Source organism: Agrobacterium sp. 22-223-1, assembly GCF_053522385.1.
Genome location: NZ_JBNWCN010000001.1, coordinates 167,574 through 190,099, shown reverse-complemented (window position 1 = coordinate 190,099; position 22,526 = coordinate 167,574). Strand labels below are relative to the sequence as shown.

28 protein-coding genes are annotated in these 22,526 nt (G+C 58.3%); 12 read left to right on the top strand and 16 right to left on the bottom strand.

Annotation, left to right across the window (positions count from 1 at the left end; genetic code table 11):
* Positions 1–75 precede the first annotated feature (75 nt).
* The 3 genes from rplT to infC form a co-directional block, all read right to left on the bottom strand.
* On the bottom strand, positions 76–480 hold the full coding sequence (gene rplT, locus ACQZ60_RS00935) for a 50S ribosomal protein L20 (protein WP_003493358.1): 405 nt from the start codon (positions 478–480) through the stop codon (positions 76–78).
* Positions 481–520: 40 nt separating this feature from the next.
* Entirely contained in the window at positions 521–724 is a 204-nt protein-coding gene (rpmI, locus tag ACQZ60_RS00930; protein ID WP_003493355.1) for a 50S ribosomal protein L35, read from the bottom strand.
* Positions 725–914: 190 nt separating this feature from the next.
* Complete coding sequence (gene infC, locus ACQZ60_RS00925) at positions 915–1,451, bottom strand: translation initiation factor IF-3 (RefSeq protein ID WP_078051391.1); 537 nt, start codon at positions 1,449–1,451, stop codon at positions 915–917.
* A 187-nt stretch (positions 1,452–1,638) separates the two neighbouring features.
* Here infC and ACQZ60_RS00920 point away from each other — a divergent pair, with 187 nt between their 5' ends.
* Entirely contained in the window at positions 1,639–2,427 is a 789-nt protein-coding gene (locus tag ACQZ60_RS00920) for an alpha/beta hydrolase (RefSeq protein ID WP_448734608.1), read from the top strand.
* Between the two features lie 118 nt (positions 2,428–2,545).
* Positions 2,546–3,160 carry a transglutaminase-like cysteine peptidase gene (locus ACQZ60_RS00915; protein WP_003524508.1) on the top strand — a complete coding sequence of 205 codons (615 nt, stop codon included), beginning with the start codon at positions 2,546–2,548 and terminating at the stop codon, positions 3,158–3,160.
* Positions 3,161–3,217: 57 nt separating this feature from the next.
* On the opposite strand, the gene mbfA is transcribed toward ACQZ60_RS00915, so the two are convergent.
* Positions 3,218–4,201 (bottom strand): iron exporter MbfA, encoded by a 984-nt coding sequence (mbfA, locus tag ACQZ60_RS00910; protein WP_020808468.1) that lies wholly within the window; start codon positions 4,199–4,201, stop codon positions 3,218–3,220.
* A gap of 140 nt (positions 4,202–4,341) precedes the next feature.
* Here mbfA and ACQZ60_RS00905 point away from each other — a divergent pair, with 140 nt between their 5' ends.
* Entirely contained in the window at positions 4,342–4,812 is a 471-nt protein-coding gene (locus ACQZ60_RS00905) for a group III truncated hemoglobin (protein ID WP_020808467.1), read from the top strand.
* 162 nt (positions 4,813–4,974) lie between these two features.
* On the top strand, positions 4,975–6,078 hold the full coding sequence (locus tag ACQZ60_RS00900) for a TRAP transporter substrate-binding protein (RefSeq protein ID WP_448734607.1): 1,104 nt from the start codon (positions 4,975–4,977) through the stop codon (positions 6,076–6,078).
* A 6-nt stretch (positions 6,079–6,084) separates the two neighbouring features.
* On the opposite strand, the gene ACQZ60_RS00895 is transcribed toward ACQZ60_RS00900, so the two are convergent.
* A complete protein-coding gene (locus tag ACQZ60_RS00895; protein ID WP_031233329.1) occupies positions 6,085–7,179 on the bottom strand; it encodes a helix-turn-helix domain-containing protein in 1,095 nt (364 codons plus the stop codon).
* Between the two features lie 145 nt (positions 7,180–7,324).
* On the opposite strand from ACQZ60_RS00895, the gene ACQZ60_RS00890 reads away from it, so the two are divergent.
* Entirely contained in the window at positions 7,325–8,398 is a 1,074-nt protein-coding gene (locus tag ACQZ60_RS00890) for an alpha/beta hydrolase family protein (protein ID WP_448734606.1), read from the top strand.
* Between the two features lie 18 nt (positions 8,399–8,416).
* On the opposite strand, the gene ACQZ60_RS00885 is transcribed toward ACQZ60_RS00890, so the two are convergent.
* The 3 genes from ACQZ60_RS00885 to ACQZ60_RS00875 all read right to left on the bottom strand — a co-directional run bounded on the left by ACQZ60_RS00885 (position 8,417) and on the right by ACQZ60_RS00875 (position 10,036).
* On the bottom strand, positions 8,417–8,935 hold the full coding sequence (locus ACQZ60_RS00885) for a GNAT family N-acetyltransferase (protein ID WP_020808462.1): 519 nt from the start codon (positions 8,933–8,935) through the stop codon (positions 8,417–8,419).
* Positions 8,936–8,955: 20 nt separating this feature from the next.
* Positions 8,956–9,537, bottom strand: coding sequence for a helix-turn-helix domain-containing protein (locus ACQZ60_RS00880; RefSeq protein WP_020808461.1), 582 nt, complete (start codon positions 9,535–9,537; stop codon positions 8,956–8,958).
* A gap of 97 nt (positions 9,538–9,634) precedes the next feature.
* The gene (locus tag ACQZ60_RS00875) at positions 9,635–10,036 is read right to left on the bottom strand and encodes a ketosteroid isomerase-related protein (RefSeq protein ID WP_035264585.1); all 402 of its coding nucleotides are present in this window, start codon (positions 10,034–10,036) and stop codon (positions 9,635–9,637) included.
* A 73-nt stretch (positions 10,037–10,109) separates the two neighbouring features.
* Between ACQZ60_RS00875 and ACQZ60_RS00870 the strand changes: the two genes are divergently transcribed.
* The 3 genes from ACQZ60_RS00870 to lepA all read left to right on the top strand — a co-directional run bounded on the left by ACQZ60_RS00870 (position 10,110) and on the right by lepA (position 13,484).
* The gene (locus ACQZ60_RS00870; RefSeq protein WP_448734605.1) at positions 10,110–10,718 is read left to right on the top strand and encodes a GNAT family N-acetyltransferase; all 609 of its coding nucleotides are present in this window, start codon (positions 10,110–10,112) and stop codon (positions 10,716–10,718) included.
* A complete protein-coding gene (locus tag ACQZ60_RS00865) occupies positions 10,715–11,584 on the top strand; it encodes a carbon-nitrogen hydrolase family protein (RefSeq protein ID WP_448734604.1) in 870 nt (289 codons plus the stop codon). The genes ACQZ60_RS00870 and ACQZ60_RS00865 overlap by 4 nt, the downstream gene beginning before the upstream one ends.
* A gap of 61 nt (positions 11,585–11,645) precedes the next feature.
* Positions 11,646–13,484 carry a translation elongation factor 4 gene (gene lepA, locus ACQZ60_RS00860; protein WP_035264582.1) on the top strand — a complete coding sequence of 613 codons (1,839 nt, stop codon included), beginning with the start codon at positions 11,646–11,648 and terminating at the stop codon, positions 13,482–13,484.
* Positions 13,485–13,585: 101 nt separating this feature from the next.
* Here the strand turns inward: lepA and ACQZ60_RS00855 are convergent, their stop codons facing one another.
* Positions 13,586–14,140, bottom strand: a complete 555-nt coding sequence (locus ACQZ60_RS00855) for a hypothetical protein (RefSeq protein ID WP_448734603.1) — start codon at positions 14,138–14,140, stop codon at positions 13,586–13,588.
* A gap of 570 nt (positions 14,141–14,710) precedes the next feature.
* On the opposite strand from ACQZ60_RS00855, the gene ACQZ60_RS00850 reads away from it, so the two are divergent.
* Both ACQZ60_RS00850 and ACQZ60_RS00845 read left to right on the top strand, forming a co-directional pair.
* Entirely contained in the window at positions 14,711–14,908 is a 198-nt protein-coding gene (locus tag ACQZ60_RS00850; protein WP_448734602.1) for a hypothetical protein, read from the top strand.
* Between the two features lie 15 nt (positions 14,909–14,923).
* On the top strand, positions 14,924–15,151 hold the full coding sequence (locus ACQZ60_RS00845) for a DUF2188 domain-containing protein (protein ID WP_173614953.1): 228 nt from the start codon (positions 14,924–14,926) through the stop codon (positions 15,149–15,151).
* A 63-nt stretch (positions 15,152–15,214) separates the two neighbouring features.
* Here the strand turns inward: ACQZ60_RS00845 and ACQZ60_RS00840 are convergent, their stop codons facing one another.
* On the bottom strand, positions 15,215–16,105 hold the full coding sequence (locus ACQZ60_RS00840) for an NAD(P)/FAD-dependent oxidoreductase (protein ID WP_448734601.1): 891 nt from the start codon (positions 16,103–16,105) through the stop codon (positions 15,215–15,217).
* A 154-nt stretch (positions 16,106–16,259) separates the two neighbouring features.
* Here ACQZ60_RS00840 and ACQZ60_RS00835 point away from each other — a divergent pair, with 154 nt between their 5' ends.
* Positions 16,260–16,718, top strand: coding sequence for an Rrf2 family transcriptional regulator (locus ACQZ60_RS00835; RefSeq protein ID WP_020808452.1), 459 nt, complete (start codon positions 16,260–16,262; stop codon positions 16,716–16,718).
* 71 nt (positions 16,719–16,789) lie between these two features.
* Here the strand turns inward: ACQZ60_RS00835 and ACQZ60_RS00830 are convergent, their stop codons facing one another.
* Complete coding sequence (locus ACQZ60_RS00830; RefSeq protein WP_003524488.1) at positions 16,790–17,107, bottom strand: hypothetical protein; 318 nt, start codon at positions 17,105–17,107, stop codon at positions 16,790–16,792.
* A gap of 72 nt (positions 17,108–17,179) precedes the next feature.
* Positions 17,180–18,592, bottom strand: a complete 1,413-nt coding sequence (locus tag ACQZ60_RS00825) for an aminotransferase-like domain-containing protein (protein ID WP_448734600.1) — start codon at positions 18,590–18,592, stop codon at positions 17,180–17,182.
* A 116-nt stretch (positions 18,593–18,708) separates the two neighbouring features.
* Here ACQZ60_RS00825 and ACQZ60_RS00820 point away from each other — a divergent pair, with 116 nt between their 5' ends.
* Positions 18,709–19,584: a DMT family transporter gene (locus ACQZ60_RS00820; protein WP_448734599.1), complete on the top strand. Its 876-nt coding sequence runs from the start codon at positions 18,709–18,711 to the stop codon at positions 19,582–19,584.
* 12 nt (positions 19,585–19,596) lie between these two features.
* Here ACQZ60_RS00820 and ACQZ60_RS00815 read toward each other — a convergent pair whose 3' ends face one another.
* The 4 genes from ACQZ60_RS00815 to ACQZ60_RS00800 form a co-directional block, all read right to left on the bottom strand.
* Positions 19,597–20,709 carry a glycoside hydrolase family 25 protein gene (locus ACQZ60_RS00815; RefSeq protein WP_035240397.1) on the bottom strand — a complete coding sequence of 371 codons (1,113 nt, stop codon included), beginning with the start codon at positions 20,707–20,709 and terminating at the stop codon, positions 19,597–19,599.
* A gap of 178 nt (positions 20,710–20,887) precedes the next feature.
* Entirely contained in the window at positions 20,888–21,076 is a 189-nt protein-coding gene (locus tag ACQZ60_RS00810; RefSeq protein ID WP_059759498.1) for a YegP family protein, read from the bottom strand.
* Positions 21,077–21,134: 58 nt separating this feature from the next.
* Positions 21,135–21,860 (bottom strand): type 1 glutamine amidotransferase, encoded by a 726-nt coding sequence (locus tag ACQZ60_RS00805; protein WP_448734598.1) that lies wholly within the window; start codon positions 21,858–21,860, stop codon positions 21,135–21,137.
* Positions 21,861–21,998: 138 nt separating this feature from the next.
* Positions 21,999–22,448: a DoxX family protein gene (locus ACQZ60_RS00800; protein WP_020808446.1), complete on the bottom strand. Its 450-nt coding sequence runs from the start codon at positions 22,446–22,448 to the stop codon at positions 21,999–22,001.
* Between the last annotated feature and the right edge of the window lie 78 nt (positions 22,449–22,526).

Genomic DNA, 22,526 nt, shown 5'->3' with positions numbered 1-22,526 from the left:
AATTCCAAAAAACGAAAACCCGCGCCGGAGAACCGGCGCGGGTTTCAAATGAACAACAGATTGTCCGCGCCGTAATTACTTTACAGCGGTTTCAAACTCGTTGGCCGTACCAGCATCCTTGAGGTACTCAAGCGCCTTCTTCGCTGCTTCGACGAGCGCGCCGAATGCTGCCGGCTCATGGATAGCCATGTCGGACAGAACCTTGCGGTCGACTTCGATACCAGCCTTGTTCAGGCCGTCGATGAAGCGGCCGTAGGTCAGGCCGAATTCGCGAACAGCAGCGTTGATACGCTGGATCCACAGAGCGCGGAAGTTGCGCTTGTTGACCTTGCGGTCGCGGTAAGCGTACTGCTTGGAACGATCCACGGCAGCCTTTGCTGCGCGGATGGTGTTCTTGCGGCGGCCGTAGAAGCCCTTGGCTGCCTTGAGTGTCTTGGTGTGCTTGGCGCGGGAAGTTACGCCACGTTTTACGCGTGCCATGTCATGATCTCCTTAAAGTGTCCAAATGTGCGGAAAAGTCTCAGAGACCGTTCGGCAGGTAGTTCTTGACGACCTTCTTGCCGTCAGCTTCGGCGAGAACCATGGTTCCGCGCGCGTCGCGAATGAACTTGTTGGTACGCTTGATCATGCCGTGGCGCTTGCCGGCGGCGGCTGCAACAACCTTGCCGGTTGCGGTGATCTTGAACCGCTTCTTTGCAGCGGACTTCGTCTTCATCTTGGGCATTTTGCTACTCCGTTTTTGTATCGAAACAGGCAGACGAGGCCTATTTCAAGCTATTCAGGAACGGCCTCGGCATGCCCTGCCGGACCGTTCGGACGCGCGCTTATAACCGCAGTCGGCTAAAAGCGCAACGGGGAATGAGAATTTCCCCTTGCGGTGGGATACGCGCCGGTGATGTGAACGCGTAAAAAGATTATTTCGGGGCGAGAACCATCATCATCTGACGGCCTTCCAGCTTCGGCTCGGCCTCCACCTTGGCAATCGCCTGGGTGTCTTCCTTCACCTGGAGGAGAAGCTTCATGCCGAGTTCCTGGTGGGCCATTTCGCGGCCGCGGAACTTCAGCGTTACCTTCACCTTGTCGCCATCGTCAAAGAAACGGCCCATCGCCTTCATCTTCACGTCATAGTCATGCGTGTCGATGTTCGGGCGCATCTTGATTTCTTTAACTTCGACGATCTTCTGTTTCTTGCGCGCTTCAGCGGCCTTTTTCTGGGTCGAGTACTTCAGCTTGCCGAGATCGAGGATCTTGCATACCGGCGGTTCCGCGTTCGGCGAAATCTCAACGAGATCGAGACCGGCCTCCTCCGCCAGTTTCAAAGCCTGATCCGTCGGCATGCTACCGAGGTTCTGGCCCTCTTCATCAATAAGCTGAACTCTGGGAACCCGAATTTCCCGGTTGGAGCGCGGCCCCTCCTTGACGGGGGCATCGGCTTTGAAAGGTCTGCGAATGGTCGTATTCTCCTGATCTGTTTCTGGATCACGTCAGCAAAAAACAGCTTGTTTGGTACAAGCGGCGGAAATGTCGTTATTGCCGTGGCGAAGTCAATAGCATATCTGCCCGAAAAGATCACCTGTTGTCACGGTTTTTGCAAATACGCCGCCGTTGTTGCACCAAAATCAGGAGAATTGCATATACATGACCGAACAAGCCGCTGAATTCCTGCGTGTAGGCCCCGACAACGACACTCGCGACATCGCTTTCCTTCATCGCCCGGCGGCTTCGGGCGAGAATATGCCGATGCTGGTATGGCTCGGCGGCTATCGTTCCGACATGACCGGAACCAAGGCGGTTGAACTCGATCGCTTCGCCGCTGAAAACGGTCTTGCCTGCCTGCGGCTCGACTATTCCGGCCATGGCGCCTCCGGCGGCGACTTCAGGAAGGGCACGATTTCCCGCTGGCTGGAAGAAGCGCTTGCCGTGGTGCGCGCAAAAGCGCCGTCGCGCGTCGTTCTCATCGGCTCCTCCATGGGCGGATGGATTGCGCTACGCATGGTCGAGGAGCTGCGCAAGGCGGGTAGCGCGCCATCCGTCGCCGGTCTCGTCCTCATTGCGCCAGCGCCGGATTTCACGCAGGAGCTGATAGAGCCCAGCCTTTCGGATGCGGAAAAAACCTCTCTGGCGGAAAAGGGTTATTTCGAGGAACATTCGGAATATAGCCCAGAGCCCAACATCTTCACCCGCGCGCTGATGGAGGACGGGAAGCAGAACCGCGTGCTGCAGGGGATCATCACCACCGGCTGCCCCGTTCACATCCTGCAGGGCATGCGCGACCCCGATGTTCCCTATCAGCATGCGCTGAAGCTTCTCGAACATCTTCCGTCCGACGACCTCGTGCTGACGCTGATCCGCGACGGCGACCATCGGCTTTCCCGGCCGCAGGATATCGAGCGGATGCTCGCCGCGGTCAAAGCCCTTGCAATATAGGCATTTGCGCAACGCTCTTAACCATATTCGACGAGTCTTGCGCGCCGCCGATTGCTAGCGATTGACTCAAGCCCCCTATCCCTCTTAACTTTTCGTTAAGAATTAAGGGACGGGTTTCATGATGAACGCACCGCTGGCGCGTGCGCTGCTGTTTGCAGTTGCCGCCGGGCTAATGACTGCTGCCTCCGCCACGGCGGAAACCAAGGGAAGCCCTTCCATGGTGACGGGGGGGATCACATCCCAGCCGATCGGCCATTATGAGTTCTGTCAGAAATATGCAGACGAATGCAATATTCGCAGCAAGGCGACACCGCCGCCGCGCGTCACGGATTATGGCTGGGATGTCATTCGCGAGGTCAATACGTCCGTCAACACCACAATCGTGGCGATGACCGACCAGGAAATCTACGGCAAGGACGAAGTCTGGGAATATCCGACGACCGCCGGCGATTGTGAAGATTTCGTGCTGCTGAAGCGCAAGAAGCTGGTCGAGCGTGGTTTTTCCGTGGCTGATCTTCTGATCACCGTCGTGCGCAAGCCGGATGGCGAGGGCCATGCCGTGCTGACCCTTCGCACCACCGACGGCGATTATATTCTCGACAATCTCACCGACGACGTGAAGCTGTGGACCGACACCAACTACACCTATCTGAAGCGGCAGGCGTCCTTCAATACGGGCCGTTGGGTGTCCATCGAAGACGGTCGCGACGTGCTGGTTGGCGCATTGCGCTGACACCTAATCCTAAGTTCGATGGAATTAAGAGCCCGCTATTGCGGGCTCTTTCTTTTTTCACCCATTGCCGATGATAATGCCGGCCGCGAGCACCAGTGAGCCGCCGAGGACCACCTGAAACACCGCGCGCAGGAACGGCGTTTCCATGAAGCGGTTCTGAATGAAGGCGATGGCCCAGAGTTCCACGAAAACGACGACAGCGGCAATCGCCGTTGCCGTCCAGAAATGCGGAATGAGATAGGGCAATGCGTGGCCGAGACCGCCTATGGCCGTCATGATGCCCGAAGCTAGGCCCCGCTTTACCGGAGAACCGCGGCCAGAAAGCTTGCCGTCATCATGGGCGGCCTCGGTGAAACCCATGGAGATGCCCGCACCGACGGAGGCCGAGAGGCCGATCAAGAAGGTCTGCCAGGTATCCTGCGTGGCAAAGGCGGCCGCGAAAATCGGCGCGAGCGTCGAGACGGAGCCATCCATAAGCCCCGCAAGACCCGGCTGAATATAGGTCAGAAGAAATTGCCGTTTTGCGGTTTCCGCCTCTTCGGTCTTGCCGTTTTCATCGAGGTGTTTTTCTTCCAGCATCTGCGCGATGTCTTCGTGACCCCGCTCCGCCTCGGCCAGATCGCCGAGCAGCTTGCGCGTCGAGGCATCGCTGGTGCGCTTGAGGGCCTCATCATAGAAGCGGATCGCCTGGGCTTCCATCAATTCGGCCTGAGCGCGGATTTTTTCGAGCGACAGGTTCTTCACCAGCCAGTCCGGGGTGCGCTCATAAAAACCACGCACATGTTCGCGGCGGATTAGCGGGATGGTTTCTCCGAAGCGGCGGCGATGCATGTCGATCAGCACGTTTCGATGCTGCTGCTCGACCTCGGCCATATCATCGAAGACTTTTGCGGACTGCGGATATTGTGCACGCAGATGATCGGCATAGGAGCGATAGATACGGGAATCGTCTTCTTCAGACGAAATGGCGAGCGCGAGGATTTCCTGCTCACCGAGGGAGGAAAAGGGGCGTTTGGACAGGGAAAAAAGACTGCGAAACATGGCTGAAACCTTTTTTAGAATAATTCTAAATACATCCATGCTGCAGCAGGATCAAGCCACCTTAGAATAATTCTAATATGGCAAAGGGTCGCATTGCGGGCGGCATCGCGGCGGGGTAAATTCGCCAAAAAGGAAACACCATGCAGAACGACGTTGCGGCCAGAGCCGCCCACAGCGCGGAAATTCAGGACAGGGCGGAAAAAGCCATGGCGGAGATCGGCGTCGATGCCGGTTTCATCGATTTGCTGGTGGAAACATTTTATGGCCGCGTTCTTGAACATCCCACGCTCGGCCCGGTTTTTGATGCGCGGCTTGCCGGGCGCTGGCCGGAGCATATGGCCAGGATGAAACAGTTCTGGGCGGCTGTCGCGTTCAAGAATGGCGGCTATGGCGGCAAGCCCGTGCAGGCGCATCTCGGCGTAAAGGGCATGTCGGCGGAGCTTTTTCCGCAGTGGCTTGCGCTTTTTTCCGCCACGCTGGATGACATCGCGCCGAACAGAGAGGCCCATGGCTGGTTCATGGAAACGGCGGAACGCATCGCCAGAAGCCTGACGCTTTCACTGTTTTACAATCCCGCAATGGACGACCCGGCGTTGATGCGAAGCAAGTGACGCGGAAAGACGTGACGAAGCAATATTCGCCAAGCATCACCGGAGATCACGCAAGTTTCAAACATTCCCTCTTGATGGCTGCAGGGATAAATGATTAGTAGCCGGCGGGAGGCGTACCGTGCGGTTCGCCTGTAATATGCAGACATAGCAGGGCTTATCGACATGGATCGCAGATCATTTATCCGCAAGGCGGGCGCTCTCGGCGCCGGTGTTACCGCAACGGCGCTTGCCGCTCCGGCCATCGCACAGGAAAACCCCAAGATCACCTGGCGCATGACGTCGTCCTTCACCAAGGGCCTCGACATTTTGTTCGGCGCGGGCCAGATCGTCGCCGACCATGTCAAGGAAGCCTCCGGCGGCAACTTCGTCATTCAGCACTTTGCCGGCGGTGAAATCGTGCCGGCGCTTCAGGCGGCGGATGCGGTAACGGCCGGAACCGTCGAAATGGCGCATACCTGCGCTTATTATTACGTTGGCAAGGATCCGACCTTCGCGCTCGGAACCTCGGTTCCCTTCGGCCTCAATGCACGCCAGACCAATGCCTGGTTCAATCAGGCCGGTGGCAACGAGTTGCTGAATGAATTCCTTGCCCAGCACAATATCTACTCGATCCTCCTCGGCAATACCGGTGCCCAGATGGGCGGCTGGTTCCGCAAGGAACTCAACACCATCGACGACCTGAAGGGTCTGAAGATGCGTATCGCCGGCCTGACCGGCCAGGTGATGCAGAAGGTTGGCGTGACACCGCAGCAGATCGCCGGCGGCGATGTCTATGCGGCTCTGGAAAAGGGCACAATCGACGCCACCGAATTCGTCGGCCCCTATGACGACCAGAAACTCGGCTTCTACAAGGTCGCGAAATATTACTACTACCCGGCATGGTGGGAAGGCGGCCCGGCCGTGCATGCCTTCGTGAACCTGCAGAAGTTCAATGAGCTGCCGGAGAACTACAAGCGCATCCTGAAAGACGCCTGCGCCGCCGGCAGCGCCAGCATGCTGGAACGTTACGATGCGCGCAATCCGAAGGCGCTGAAGGAACTCGTGGCGCAGGGCGCCATCCTGCGCCCCTTCAGCCAGGAAATCCTCGATGTCTGCCACAAGGCGGCCCAGGACACCTATGCGGAGATTTCGGCCAAGAACGAAAACTTCAAGAAGATCTACGAGAGCCAGCAGGCCTTCAAGAAAGATGCCTATCTCTGGGCCCAGATCGCCGAATATACCTATGACACCTACATGATGATCCAGCAGCGCAACGGCACGCTCTGATCCCCATCATTTTCCGACGATCTTGAGACGGTCATCCGGCATCTGCCGGGTGGCCGTTTTGTTTGGCGAGACCAGCTTCCACACTTCACGCTCCCGCCAGTCGACCGGGCTCATGCCGGTGACGCGGCGGAATTCGCGGTTGAAGTTGGACTTGGTCTGGAAGCCGGAGGACAGCATGATCGTCGTCACCGATTGCTCCGTCTCTTCCAGCAGCCGGCAGGCTTCGCGGATGCGCAACTGGTTGACATATTGCGAGACATTGACGCCGAGCGAGCGGTTGATCGCGCCCGATATCTGCCGGCTCGGCAGGCCGAGGCGTCTTGCAAGCCGCGACAGGTTGAGGTTCTCATCACGGTAAAGCGCCTGCGTCTCCATCAGCCGATCAACCCTTGCAACGATATCCCGGTCCTGTTCCGATGGCTCCGCCGACGCTGACAATTCCGCGACAGGTTCCGTGGCTGTTTGCGGCGCCTTGCTCCTGCCGGCCAGAGCAGCCATGAGGCCAATCAGCAGCAGGCCGAAAAGATTGGCATTGCTGACCAGCGCTGCAACATTCTGCCCATGCGCCCATTCGAAATCGAAAAACACCAGAAGATCGAATAGGGCAGAAACACAAAGAGCGATGGCAGCGATAATAAGCGCCCGGTGCGCCGAGGTGACGCTGGCAAATTGCGCCTCGTCCAGCCCATCCGGGCCCTTTCTGCCAAGAAGAAGCAGGGCAATGGCGTGGCCGACGAAGATGACGATCAGCGCAAGATCAATCGCCATCGGCAAGGTGAGTTCCATGATGACGATGAGCAAAGGCGACAGGACGAGGTTGGCAAGCATCACCATCCTGCTCTCCGCCGCCACTCTCATCAGCCCACGAAAAGCAATGTAGACCAGCGGCGGCAGGCAGGCGGCGAGGACCGGCAAAACATAACGGGTTTCGCTGACACCATACCCCCAGCGCAGGCCGACAAGGACGGATTGCAGGGCACAAAGCGCGATCAGCGTCAGAAAGGCCCGATTGGTTCGCACATCGTCTCCGCCTCGCAAGAAAACGATGAACATGACAACCAGCAGAAGCGCCACGACGAAAGGTAGCGGAATGAACAGCACGAATGAATATCCCCGGAACAACGGCCTATATCGCCAATTCATGGACCAGATCGCGTTTCGGGACGACCTTTAACACGATCAAGGACGCAAAAAACATGTCGCGGCGCAGATTGAACCCCGTTCTTTCCAACCGCACGAGGTTTTCATGCGCCCCATCACCACCATCACGACCATCCTGTTTTCCGCTCTCGTCACCCAGCCTGTTCTTGCAGGCGAGGCTGTCGGCGTCAGCGAAACCACCATTCATTCGCCAGCACGCGGCAAGGACCTGGCCGTCACAATCTGGTACCCATCCGACGGAAAGGGTACGCAGACGCTTTCCGGCGATGACCGGATTTTTCAGGGCACGCCAATGGTCAAGGATGGCGCCGTGAAACCGGGTCGGCTGCCGCTTGTGCTTCTGTCTCACGGCTCGGGTTCACGAGTGTCCGGCATGGCGTGGATAGCCGCGAAACTTGCGAGCGAAGGTTTCATTGTGGCGGGAGCCAACCACCCCGGCACCACCAGCGGCGATTCCACACCCGCCGACACGCCGAAAATCTGGGAGCGAACGGACGATCTCTCCACGATTGTCACTGTTCTAACGGCAAAGGGCAAATGGTCGAGTGCGATCGACGCGCAAAGGATTGGCGTGCTCGGCTTTTCGCTCGGCGGCAGCGCGGCGATGGAGATTTCGGGTGCGCGCGCCGATCTCGATGCCTATGCGCGCTATTGCAAAGACTATTCCACGATGATGGATTGCCAATGGTTCGCCGGTGGCCGGGGTTATCTCAATGGCGAGGCGGTCGACGTGCCGAAGCTCGATCTCAGAACCCTCGACAAGGCCCGTTTCGAGCAGCAGAACCGCGATCCCCGTATTCGGTCCGCCGTGCTGGTCGATCCCGGTCTGGCGCTCGCCTTTCAGCCTGACAGCCTGAAGCAGATCGATATTCCACTGACCTTCATTAATCTGGGCAGCAAGGGCAAAATTCCGCCTGCCGTGCTTGCGGATAAACTCGCGGATGAAGTGCCCGGCGCGACCTATCAGCAGGTAGACGAGGCCAATCATTTCAGCTTCCTGCCGCTGTGCAAACCGGATGCCGACGCCTTTCTCAAATCCGTCGGCGAGCGCGATCCGATCTGCGAACCGGCCGGACTGAGGGACCGTGCGGATATTCACGCGCAATTGGAGACAATGATCGCTGCCGCCTTCAACCGCACGCTTAAGCCGGGTCAGTAAGGCGGCAGACTAAGAGGCCTAGCCGATCCGCTTGTAAAACAGGGTCGTGCCGCAAAAGCGTCCATCCGGAAACAAAGCGTAATCGGGGATGACGCCGACCCGCTCCCAGCCGAGATGAGGATAAATCGCCTCGGCATCGCTGCCCGTGGCCGTATCCAGCACCAAAAGGGTACGACCACGTTTCGCCGCCTCCTCTTCCACCTTTTGCATGAGTTTGCGGGCAAGCCCGAGGCCTCTCGCGGACGGATGCACGAGGAGCTTCATCAGATCGCCGCGATGCGGCTGGTTGGGTTTGGAGGCAAGTCCGACCTGAACGGTGCCCACCACCCTGCCATCCACCTCCGCCACCACATGAATGGTGCTGCCCTCGCCTGCCGCTTCTGCAACGGCTTGCCAGAAAGGCTGCGCATCCTGCGGCGAAAAAGGCAACATGAAGCCGACGGATGCGCCGCCGTTCACGCAGGCAGCCAGAACCTGACAGAGTTCGGGCAAGACATCGATGGTCTCTTGTCCGTTCAACACGCGGATGGTGGTCATATGAACTCCTGTCGGGAAAATCAGCGCTGTTTTTGATCCAGCACGACGGCATAACGGGCAGATTTTTCGGAAGGATTGTGGAAGACATGCCCTTCTCCAACAGGCATGAAAAGGCAATCGCCGGGCTCCAGCCGGTGAACGTTTCCGCCGCTCGTCATTTCCAGCACACCTTCGAAAAGCCAGACATATTGCGTCATCCCCCGGCTTGCCGCATGCGGTGGGAAACCCACGCGCGCGCCGGGCGGAAATTCGACTTCGACGATATCGACATCGGATCCCACACGCGGCGGGGAAATGGCGCGGCGGACATAACCGGTCTCCGGATCTTTCCAGAGCTGCTGATCACGCTTTTTCATGAGCGGGGAAACAGCCTCTTCGTTTTCGGCGAAGAAACCGGAAAGCGACAAGCCAAGGGCTGCGCAGATACGGGCCAGCAGCGAGGCCGTGGGGCTCGCTTCTCCACGCTCGATGCGGGAAATCATCGCGCGGCTGACGCCGGATTCGGACGCGAGCCGTTCCAGCGTTAGGCCGTTTTCAGCCCGCAATGTTTTGATCCGCTCGCCGATAGAGCGTTCAAGAATATGATCTTCGTTTTCCATCATATGAGAATTGCACTCTCATATGATGGAGTCAATATCCATGATAGTGGAAATTGATCATCGTGTTTGCCGCCGGTTGCTTGGCAGCAAAATGGGTGTCTCAGGCGCCGACCTGGGCAATCCAGTCGTTCAGATTATAGTAGTTCGTTACTCGACTAACTTTCCCGTCCTTGAGATCAAAGAAGGCACCAGCTGGCAGGACGTATTTCTGGCCATCGGCTTCGGGCAAACCTTCATCGGTTGCGAGATATTCGCCGTTCACGATGAATTCCGCGGAAGCACGCCTGCCGTCTTCGCTCGCCATGATGACCATGTCGGTGAGATTTTCCTTATAGCAGCGGTTCATGTGGTCCATGAAGGAGGCGAAGGCGGCCTTGCCGGTCTGGCGCTTGCCCTGATTAATGTCGTGCACGACCTCATCATGAAGAAGCGCCAGAAAGGCATCCATGTCCTGACGGTTGAAGGCTTCGTAATAGGCGCGGATGGTCTCGGCAGCGGTCATCGTCTTCTCCGTTCAATGCTTGCGCGGGTTTTCCATGACGGTATAACCAGTGCAACCGAAAGTGAAAATGCCCATGACCGTCGAAATCAAGTCTCTTTCCGGCATCGACGCCGTCCCCTATTTCGATGACCTGGCGCGGCTGCGGATCGAAGTATTCCGCGCCTTTCCCTATCTCTATGATGGCTCGCTGGACTATGAGCGCAACTATCTCGCGACCTATGCCGATACGGACGGCGCAGTTTTCGTGCTGGCGCTTGATGACGGCAAAGTGGTCGGCATGTCGACCGGCATGCCGATGGCGGCAGAGACCGAAGAGGTAAAGACGCCCTTCGTCAAAGCGGGTTACGCTCCGGACCGGATATTCTACTTCGGTGAAAGCGTGCTGCTGCCCGGCTATCGCGGCCATGGCGTCGGCGTGCGCTTCTTTGAGGAACGGGAGGCGCATGCAAGGCGGCTCGGCTTCGAGCGGTGCACTTTCTGCGCGGTGGAGCGGCCCGCAGACCATCCACGACGGCCGGCGGACTACGTTCCGCTGAACACCTTCTGGGAAAAGCGCGGTTATCGCCCTCACCCGGAACTGCGCACCAGTTTCACATGGCAGGACCTCGACGAAAGCGCCGAAAGCCCGAAACCCCTGTCCTTCTGGATGAAAAACATCGCCGCAGGAGACGGAACCAGATGACCCGAGTTGCCGCCAGCCAATATGCCATCGAACTGATCGAGACATGGGAGGCTTACGCCGCGCATCTTTCCGCCATTGTTCGCGAGGCGAAGGAGAAGGGCGCCGAGCTGCTGCTTTTGCCGGAATATTCGGCGATGACGCTGACCGGGCAATTGCCGCCCGATATCCGGGCCGATCTGCATCGTTCCATTGAAGAGCTTCAACAGCTGATACCCTCTTGGGTGGAGCTTTGCGAGGAGCTGGCGCGGCAACATCAAATCCTCTTCCAGCCGGGCAGCGCGCCGGTGAAGGACCCCGACGGCAAGTTTCGCAACCGCGCATGGCTGTTCGGCCCGGATGGGCTGATCGGTTATCAGGACAAGCAGATCATGACCCGCTTCGAGCGGGAGCAATGGAACATTCATGCCGGCGTCGAGGGCCTGAAAGCCTTCGAGACGCCGATAGGCAGGCTCGGCATCCTCATCTGTTACGACAACGAGTTCCCGATGCTGGGCCGCCGGCTGGCGGAGCTGGGTGTGGAACTGGTGCTCGCGCCGAGCTGCACCGATACGCTGGCGGGTGCTTACCGCGTACGCATCGGCGCGCAGGCCAGGGCATTGGAAAACCAATATGCCATCCTCTCCTCCCCCACCGCGGGCGAGGCCCCTTGGTCTCCCGCCGTCGATGAGAATCGCGGCCGCGCCGCCCTTTACGTGCCGTCCGACTACGGCATGCCCGCATCCGGTATCGTCGCGGAAAGCGAAAGCGATGCGGTGACACAGAGCACGCTTCTGATTGCCGATATCGATCTTGCCGCCGTCGCAAGGCTCCGAACCGAGGGACAGGTGGCCACCCGCCGCGACTGGCCGGAGCAATTTGCGATCTGAAAAGCCCATTTTAAAGGGCTTTTAACCAAATTCCCGCTTTGCGGTGTGACAAGCCCCTGCTATAGCGCGGGACATGAGCACAAATTCGACCCGCACGCCCCTGGACCATATCCGCAACTTCTCGATCGTTGCCCACATCGATCACGGCAAATCGACGCTGGCCGACCGGTTGATCCAGTCGACGGGCGGCCTTGCCGAACGCGACATGTCGGAACAGGTTCTCGATTCGATGGATATCGAGCGCGAACGCGGCATCACCATCAAGGCCCAGACCGTGCGCCTGCACTACAAGGCAAATAACGGCGAAACCTATGTGCTGAACCTCATCGACACGCCCGGTCACGTCGACTTCGCCTACGAAGTGTCCCGCTCGCTTTCGGCCTGCGAAGGCTCGCTGCTGGTGGTCGATGCATCGCAGGGCGTGGAAGCCCAGACGCTCGCCAACGTCTATCAGGCCATCGACAACAATCACGAGCTGGTGACGGTGCTCAACAAGATCGACCTGCCGGCGGCCGAACCCGACCGCATCAAGGAGCAGATCGAAGAGGTGATCGGCATCGACGCCTCCGACGCCGTGATGATTTCCGCCAAGACCGGTCTTGGTATTCCCGATGTTCTGGAAGCCATCGTCAACCGTCTGCCGCCACCGAAGAGCGAAGTCGGCGAAAACGGACCGCTGAAGGCGCTGCTGGTCGATAGCTGGTACGACACCTATCTCGGCGTCATGGTTCTGGTGCGCGTCATCGATGGCGTGCTGAGCAAGGGCCAGCAGATCCGCATGATGGGTTCGGGCGCGAAATACGGCATCGAGCGCGTCGGCGTGCTGACTCCGAAGATGGTCAATGTCGACAGCCTCGGCCCCGGCGAGATCGGTTTCATCACCGCCTCGATCAAGGAAGTCGCCGATACGCGTGTTGGCGATACCATCACCGACGACAAGCGCCCGACGGCGCAAGCCCTGCCCGGCTTCAAGCCTGCGCAGCCCGTGGTGTTCTGCGGCCTCTTCCCGGTCGATGCGGCCGACTTCGAAGATTTGCGCGCGGCGGTGGGCAAGCTTCGCCTCAACGATGCTTCCTTCTCCTTCGAAATGGAATCGTCCGCCGCCCTCGGTTTCGGTTTCCGCTGCGGCTTCCTCGGCCTGCTGCATCTCGAAATCATTCAGGAGCGCCTCGAGCGCGAGTTCAATCTCGATCTCGTCGCGACAGCGCCTTCCGTTGTTTATGAAATGACGCTGACGGATGGCACGGAGAAGGAACTTCACAACCCGGCCGACATGCCCGACGTTGTGAAGATCAAGGAAATCCGCGAGCCGTGGATCAAGGCGACGATCATGACGCCGGACGAATATCTCGGCGGCATCCTGAAACTCTGTCAGGACCGGCGCGGCCTGCAGACGGAGCTGACCTATGTCGGCAACCGTGCGATGATCACCTATGAGCTGCCGCTCAACGAAGTGGTGTTCGATTTCTACGACCGCCTGAAATCCATCTCCAAGGGTTACGCCTCGTTCGATTACAACATCATCGACTATCGCGAAGGCGATCTCGTCAAGATGTCGATCCTCGTCAATGGCGATCCGGTGGATGCGCTCTCCATGCTGGTTCACCGCTCGGCGGCGGACCGGCGCGGGCGTGGCATGTGCGAAAAGCTGAAGGAACTCATTCCGCCGCACATGTTCCAGATCCCGATCCAGGCGGCCATCGGCGGCAAGGTCATCGCCCGTGAAACCGTGCGCGCGCTGCGCAAGGACGTGACGGCGAAGTGCTATGGCGGCGACGCGACGCGCAAACGCAAGCTTCTGGACAAGCAGAAGGAAGGCAAGAAGCGCATGCGCCAGTTCGGCAAGGTGGAAATTCCGCAGGAAGCCTTCATCGCCGCTTTGAAGATGAACGACGAGTGATGCATCTGTAATGCTGCAAAAGCGTGGCGCGACAGCAGGCAGCGCGCTACGCTTGTTTAACCTGCACCTACTAGAAGTAACCGGAAAATCCGCCGCTAACACTAATCAAGAATTGCCATAGCACGTATCACGTTCGCTATCCTTGACGCCTCTGATTGAGTTAGATCGTGGGGTATCCCCTGTACATAGACCGTCAAATCAGCGCGAACTGGTATGGGCAAAATCAACGTGGCAACCGGTGGCGGTGTCTGAGCGATTAATGTCGACGCAGAAGCGAACGTCGTAGTATTCTCTTTTTGCGCTCTATTGGCTGCTCGTGAACTCTCACGCGTTTTTTTTCCGTTGCCTGTGCTTGGCCGAAATGCCATCGGATTTTCAACATAGCTAAGAAAATCATCGATAGCAGACCTCACCCTACTCTTATAGGTAGCCAAGCTATCACCGGTGTATTTCATTCCATTCAGGTTTTGAAATCGATGCATCACATCGTCCAAATCTATCATGGACACATCTTTCGCTTCCTCTACATCCAGAATCCCCAGAACGTTGTTAACAGCCGCCTTCCTTGAGGAAACCGTTGTCTTGTTCATGAGACCCTTACGAGAAAGATAGTCGAGAAAGGCAAGCAACGCGTCTCTAGATTTTTGACCATTCATCTTCCGACTCCTATTTACTTTATTATTACAGAGCGTCACAAACGCGTCAATAAGCCCTAGCGAGTCACTATCTACCCTGACACACACCAGACTCAGACGCCAAACATATAAACACGACATCAAAATGACAGACATTGATTTCACAACGCATTGTAAAATATGTATTTTTTATTGATAAAAATTATCTATCTGAATAGATAGTAAATTCCGACTAATCGATCTGATAAATTATTCTGTCTGGTTTATAAAAAAATCGCGCGTTGATCGTCGCCAAAGGATTGACACCTCGGAAATATCGTCCGAGTATCTTTGAAAAGGAGAATCGCATGGCGAGAATAACACTAGCCAGCCGCACCAACGAGCACCGTCGCGGTTGGCAATAACAGAAAGGGCCACAAAACGAACCGAATACCAGTCGGCGCGAATTGTGACCCATGGTGTCAGCGGACAAGCCCAAATCCGTTGGACGGAATGACTGGAATTGCCGATATCTGAAGCACGTTACATCCTCAGAATCGCATTTTCCGGTCTCCGTTTCAAGAGGGCTTTCTGTCGTAATAGGAGGTCCCTATGACCAACGACAATATGCCGAGCTACACGCTCACTTTTGATGACGCCATCCAGATTTGGCTTCACCACTGGAAGGGTGAATTCCAGAACCGGATTGCAGCGAGCTTCGACGTCAATCCGGGCCGCGTTAACGATGTCCTTAAAGAGCGGAAACATGTCGGCAGCCGTGAAGCCGCGCTTTCCCGGCGCTCCGCGTGACGAAAGGTTCTGAACATGACGAATAAACGCAATCAGCACGTTGTTCCTCATCCCGATGGCTGGGCCGTAAAAGGTGCCGGCGCAGAACGGGCAACGAGGGTGGTGGAAACCCAACGTGAAGCAATCGATATTGCCCGCGGAATCGCACAAAATCAGGCAACGGAAATGCTGGTTCACGGAGAGAACGGTCGCATCCGCGAGCGTAACTCCTATGGCAATGATCCGTTTCCGCCCAAGGGCTGATTGATCTTTTTAATGGTGCTGGTGGCCTCCCAAGGCCACCAGTTTTATAAATTCCTTTTATTCTCATATCTCCGGAAACAGGATCGACCGGTGAGCCGCAGCGCCCGCCATGGCGCCGTCTCCCACCGAAAGGGCGACCGAGCCGGCAGGCCTTGCCACATCACCGCAGGCGAAGATGCCGCGGGCGGTGGTCTGTTTCATGGGATCTGTCACGATGGTCGATCCCATCGGCCCCTCCTCCACGGCGCAGCCAAGTTTTTCCAGCCAGTTCGAGGAGATACGCAATTTCGGCTGGGTGAAAAGGCCAGCCAATGCGATGCTGCGTCCATCCGCCAGAACGACATCCGCATGCCCCGTAATTTCCCGGATGCGGGTTGTTTCCACCCGCACGCCCCGGTCCGACAACAATGCTTGCTGATTCCCATCCGGCTCGAATACGCCATTGGTGAAAAAGGTCGTCTCGCCCCAGTCGGGCAGCATCAATGCCTGGTGAATGGCCAAGGGTGAAGCGGCGATGACGCCGATCCTTTCCTGATTGAGCTCGTAACCATGGCAATAGGGGCAATGGAAGACCGAAGAGCCCCAACGCTCTTTCAGCCCGGCAATAGCAGGCAATTCATCGGTGACCCCCATGGCGAGGATCAGCCGGTCCGCTGTCTCACGGCGTTTGCCATCGATCTCGACTACAAAATCGCCGGAGGAGCCTTCGGCATCGGTCACCCTGCCCTCAGCCCAATCTATGGTCGGGTAACGTTCGATCTGGCGGCGCGCCTCGGCGATAATCTCACCCGGCGCCTTGCCATCCTGGCCGAGAAAACCGTGGGAATGGCTGGCGAAACGGTTTCTCCGTTCACCGGCGTCCACCACCAGAATGTTTTTTCTGGCGCGTCCAAGCTGCAGGGCGGCCGAGAGGCCGGCATAGCTGCCGCCGATAATGATGACGTCGAATTTCATGATGCACCCATCGGTTCAGGAAAGAGGCGGAAGTGCCTGTTCATTTCACGATACTTATATTGTTACGTGATTTTCGGAGTCAATAGTCACGCAACTTATATTGTTACGTCACATCGAAAGTGATAGCTTCGGTGTAAACAGACGGGTTTGGACAATGAGACACGACACGCGCCTTTCACGGGTGCTGCATATTCTGATCCATATGGAAAATCATAAGGGTGCGGCGACATCCGAGAGCATCGCGGCGATGCTTCAGACCAACCCGGTGGTGGTGCGCAGGACAATGGCCGGCTTGCGCGAGCATGGTTATGTCTCGTCGGAAAAAGGCCATGGCGGCGGATGGGTGCTGGCGCGGCCGCTCAGCGAAATCACACTGCTCGATATTTACCGGGCGCTTGGCGCGCCGGAACTGTTCTCAATCGGGCTGGCGGGCGACAATCCGAACTGCGTCATCGAACAGGCCGTCAATGCAGCACTTTTCGACGCCATGAAAGAGGCGGAAAACATTCTGCTGTCCCGTTTCGGAAGCATTGCCCTTTCGCAGCTGGCACAGGAATCCATCAGCCGCTGGTCCAGGGTTTCCAACCACCCTTCCGCGATGGAGCAGCTTTAGGGCGCGGATAAGGGCCGCAAAGAAAAACCGCCTGCCCGGAGGCAGGCGGTTTTATCATATCAGTAGGCCCGTTACGGCTGGGTCTGCGTGCCGCCCGTATTCGGGCTTGCCGGTGCGGTGTTGTTCGCAGGCGGTGTTGCCGGAGCGGTCGGAGCCATGGGCGCCGGTGCCTGATCCGTTGCCGCAGGCGGCGTGGTGGAGGATGTCGTGGCCGGATCGGTGGTCGGGCCGCTCATCTGCGACCAGGCGAAAACGCCCACCAATACGACGACGATGATCGCCAACCACGGCACCCAGGACGACGACGTGCGGGCACGCGGTTCATTGCTGATATTCACTTCCGGACGAAGATCGCGGTCCGGACGCGGGTTGTTCGGATCGAATGTCATGGTGTTTCCTCCTCTTCATTCTGCGGAGAAAACGACGTTCACGGGATTTTGTTCCGATTCCTTCCAGAACGCTTACAACCGACGAGGTTCGGGCACTTGCTGAAGCGCCTCCGCCAGCACCGTCATGACCTGCGGACCTGCCATTTGCGAGACATTGAAACGCATGAAACCGGAGGCGTTCTGCGAAGAACTGAACACATTGCCGGGGGCCAGCACCACCTGCCGCGAAAGCGCGCGGCGCGCCACATCGGCGGCATCGACCCCGTCCGGCAGACGGCACCATAAAAACATGCCCGCCTGCGGTTCGATCCACGGCACACATCCGACCGACCTCAGACGCGCCGCCACCTCCGGCATCGTTGCCGCAAGACGCTGCCTCAGCGCCTCGACATGCTTGCGGTAACTGCCATCGGTCAAAAGCGAGAGGATCAGCGCCGCCGAAAAATGCGTTCCGCCAAAAGTGGTGGCGATCTTGAGATCGGTCAGGGCCTCCACCCAAGCCATGGGTGCTGCAATGAAACCGCACCGCACGGAGGCCGACAGTGTTTTTGAAAAACTGCCTATCTGGACGACGCGGTTCAGACCATCAAAGGCCGCCAGCCGGGGCGCGGCCTGGGTTTCGAAATCGGCAAAAATATCATCCTCGATGATGGTCAGCCCCACCTGCTCGGCGAGCATCAGCAGGCGATGGGCGGAAACGGCGGAAAGCCTTGCACCTGTCGGATTATGGATTGCGGAATTGGTGATATAAAGCCGGGGCTGATGGTCTTTCAGCGCCTGCTCGAAAAGTGCCAGATCCGGTCCGGTCGGCGTATAGGGAACACCGACGATCTTCACCCGATGCGCCCGCAAAAGAGCATGGAAATTGAAGTAGCATGGGTCATCGACAACAACCGTATCCCCCGGTTGCAGCAGGAAACGGCACAGAAGATCGATCGCCTGCGTGCCGGAATCGGTGAGCATGATCTGGCTGGCGCCCGCCTGCACCCCGTGTTCGGCCAGCCTGCGCGACAGAAGCTGGCGCAGGGGCAGCAGCCCCATCGGGTTGCCATAATCCGTCAGCAGGGCGGCGTCGGCGCGGGCAAGCCCGCGCATCGCCCGCCTCAACGCTTCCTGCGGCATCCACGATGCGGGAAGCCAGCCGCAACCGGATTTGGCGAGAACGGAACCTTCATCCAGCGCCTGCCGCGAGACCCACAAGGGATCCACCGCCCTGTCGAGCTGCGGCTCGATATCGGCGAGCGACAGGGGCGCAAGCGGGCCCGAAACGAAAAAACCGGAGCCGGGGCGCGAGCTTATCGTACCATCCGCCACGAGCCGGTCATAGGCCTCGACAACGGTGGAGGTGGAAACCTGCATGGTCTTCGCCAGCGCCCTGACCGACGGCAGGCGCGCGCCCGGCACGAGGCTGCGCGAGGCGATGCGTTGCCGCACACTTGCCATCACCTTTTCTATGCGCGTGCCCGCAGCGACTTGTCCGTCCACACTTTCCTCTAACTGTACCGCTTATGATACCATAACAGTTTGTTGAAATTGTATATGATTGTCGCTGTTCCTGCCAGCCATTCGGGATCAAGAAAGGCAAAACGCAGGAGTTGACAATGGACAAGACGACGAGCGGCTGGCTGAGCGGCCTGACAGGCGTGGTGATATTCAGCGGTTCGCTGCCCGCGACGCGCATTGCGGTAGCGGGTTTCGATCCGGTGTTCCTGACCGTCGCCCGTGCCAGCATTGCCGGCCTGCTGGCGCTGGCGCTGCTGTTTCTGTTCAGGCAAAGGCGCCCGGCGCGCGATGACCTGACATCGCTTTTCATCGTCTCGCTCGGTGTCGTGGTGGGCTTCCCGCTATTGACCGCGCTGGCGCTGCGGCATGTCACCTCGGCGCATTCCATCGTTTTCGTGGGGCTCTTGCCGCTCGCAACGGCAATCTTCGCCGTGCTGCGCGGCGGAGAACGCCCGCGTCCGGTGTTCTGGCTCTTTTCCTGTCTTGGAAGCGCGCTTGTTGCAGGGTTTTCGCTGTCGAATTCGTTTGCCGCCGGGATCGAAGCCTCGCTTGCCGGCGATCTTCTGATGCTCGGCGCAATCATCGTCTGCGGGCTCGGCTATGCGGAAGGTGCTGCCCTTTCCCGTAAGCTGGGCGGCTGGCAGGTCATTTCCTGGGCGCTGGTTCTTTCCCTGCCGGTAATGCTGCCGCTTGCTTTCTTCACCGGGCCGGAAACGCTTGCCGGCATCGACCCGCAGGCCTGGGCTGGCCTTGCCTATGTTTCCCTGTTCAGCATGCTGATTGGCTTCATCTTCTGGTATCGCGGGCTGGCGCTTGGCGGCATTGCCGCCGTCGGCCAACTGCAATTGCTTCAGCCCTTCTTCGGGCTGGCACTTGCCGCGACCCTGTTGCATGAGGAGGTGAGCCCGGCCATGATCGCCGTTACGCTTGTGGTGGTGCTCTGCGTTGCAGGCGCGCGAAAATTCGCGCGCTGATGATTGCCATCGTCAGCTCGAACGGCGGTCCACCCAGCGATGCCATGCATCCTCACTGCCGTTGAAGACATTGAGATCGATGCGGCCATCGACACCATGTGACAGGCCGGAACCGGAATATTGCCAGAAAAGCCACTTGCGGCCGGGATAAACCACTGACGGATGCTGGGCGACGGCGCGCAGCCAGAAGGGATAATCCTGGAATTCGCCCTGGAGGTTGTCCTTGTAAAAATCGGGCGCCGTATAAATGATCGGCCGCTGGCCATAATGGCGCTCGAGCTTGTCCATGAAGACGCGCATCTTTTCCAGAACGCGTTCGCGGGAATGGCGCATCTTGCAGCTCGATTCGCCGTTATATTCCACATCGATCACCGGCGGCAGGGCGTCAGGATCGCGCGGTACATTGCGAATGAACCAGTCCGCCTGTTCGCTGGCGTTGCGGCACCAGTAGAAGAAGTGGTAAGCGCCGCGGCGAATGCCCGCTTCCTTCGCGCGCTGCCAGTTGGTGCGGAACATCGGATCGAGATGGTCGCCGCCATCCGTCGCCTTGATGAAGGCGAAATTGGCGCCGCGCGTGCGCAGCTGCGGCCAGTTTATATTGGCCTGCCAGCGGGATACATCCACGCCATGGACCTGAAAATGACGCGGCTGGACCCTGCCGAAATTGATCGGCTTGGCATCGCTGAAGCTGGAGCGGAAAATGCGCGAGCGGATTTGTGCACCGGCGCTCGCCGCCGGGGCCGCAGCCATAGCCAACTGTACCGGACGCTCCATCTGGTTGATCGTGGGGCGCTCCGCCGGCCGCACCATTCCCGCCGCCTGTGACGGAACCGGCAAACGGATTTCAGGTGCATTCTGCGTTAACGACGCCCTGGGGGTGACAGCGGAAAAGGCCTTGGGTTCGTCAGGCACCGGCCCGCCCCATGCCAGAACTTCCTGCCGTGGCTGGGCAGCGATGGCCTGGGTACCGACGCCTGCCTGCGGCACCGGTGCGGATGGCGTGACCGAACTCGTCGTTTCCTTCGAGGGCAAACCGGCCATCAGGCTTTCCGGCCCGGAACTGGACGTGCAGCCTCCAAGCAGGAAGCAACCGAAGAAAAGTGCTGGCACAGCCGATGAACGCATGAGAACCCGTACGCAAAACAAATCGGGGGCACTCTGATGCCGCCCGGAGACCTCGAAATACAAATGCTAACGGAAGATTATCAAAAAAGACTGAATCTTATCTTTACGTCGGCACCTGCCGATGCGCCCGTCATTTCTGGCAGGCGAAACGGTTCGAGTTCCCGCGCAGCGGCGCGGCTCAGGCCGTCATGGCGGTCAGATCGACAGTGTCGGCGCCGGGGGAATTTCTCTTGATCGATTCGATCGCATGGATAGCCGACGCCTTCGCCTTGTATCCTTCCGACGAGAACATTGTTTCCCCGTTGGATGCCTTGAAACGGAAACGATATTCGCCGGCCTTGTCCTGATATATTTCGAATTTGTACATGATCTTTGCGCCTCCTTTCGCGCGGTAGTCCATCAGCCGCAACTCTGTTCGGCCTCAATCACTTTCGCAACGGAAAATCGCCGATCTCAATGAGCCGTACCCAGGCTCGAGCGATCTCCAGCCCGGCTGCATCGGCCATTTCTGCGCGCAAGCCACGATGGTCACGATAATTCTCCAGCCAGCCCGGCGACATTCTTTCGACGGAAGCAGGAAACGCCTGACACCAGCCGTCAACCACGGCGGTAGAGGCCTCGAAATGGAATTGCGTGCCATAGACTGCCCGGCCGATGCGAAAAGCCTGATTTCGTGTCGCGCCATTGGTCGCAAGCCGCGTGGCGTCCGGCGGAAGCGTAAATGTATCGCAATGCCACTGAAAAATCGGGAATGTCTTTTCCAGCCCGGCCAATAGCGGATCGGACACGCCCTCTTCCGTCAGGGAGACATCCTGCCAGCCGAATTCCGGCGGCCCCGAGAGAATATTCTCTCCGCCATAGGCGCGCGCCAGCAACTGGCTGCCGAGGCACACACCCATGACCGCTTTACCAGCATCGCCAAAGGCTTTCATGAGAAGGGCGAGATCGGCCAGATAGGGATAAAGCGCATCGTCAAGCGCGTTCTGTTCGCCGCCCAGAACGACAAGCGCATCATGGTCGGCGGCATCCCTTGGGAGAGGCTCACCCGCATAGGCGCGGATCACATGGATTTCCGCCGCCGCTTCTTCCAGCGCTACGCCGAGTTGCCCATGCGGCGTACCCGCCATGTTTTCTATGATTGCGACGCGCATAAAACCTCGTGGAGACGACAATGGATTCAACCGGCCAAGAGTGCCGATCGAATCCAGCTTCACCACGAGAAAAATCGATTTTCAAGAGCCGCGGCGTCGTCAGTGCGACGACAAACGGATGACCTGACCTGATGCGCCTTAGAATTCACGCGCCAGCTTTGCGTCTGCGGAATGCCGGTTGCCACCACGAACGGCAAAGAACAGGAAAATCGTGGCCCAAAGGATCGATTTTTCCGCGCCGCCCAGACCTTCCGCCTTTACGATGCCGTGAAAATAAACCGTTACCAAAAGAACGATCATGGCCGCGAAAGATGCCGGCCGTGTGAACAGGCCGATGGCGACCAGAATGCCGCCGAAAAATTCTGTGGCAGCAAGCAGCGGCGACCAGAAGACGCCGGGATAAAAACCGAGGCTCTCCACCATGCCGACCGCGCCGAAAGGATTGACGATCTTGCCGAACCCATGGGTGACGAGGAGAAGCCCGGCCGTAACGCGCAGGATCGTCTCCACCAGATCGTGTGTCGCATTGTAAAGCGGTGCGAACGCCGGAACGAAAAGACGCTGACGATTATTCTCGAACTGGGCCATAGGATCTCCACGTTTCAGCCTTCGACAGCTTCTCTGTTCGCAAAGCCGCATGATAAGAACAAGCGTACGCCCGGTAAA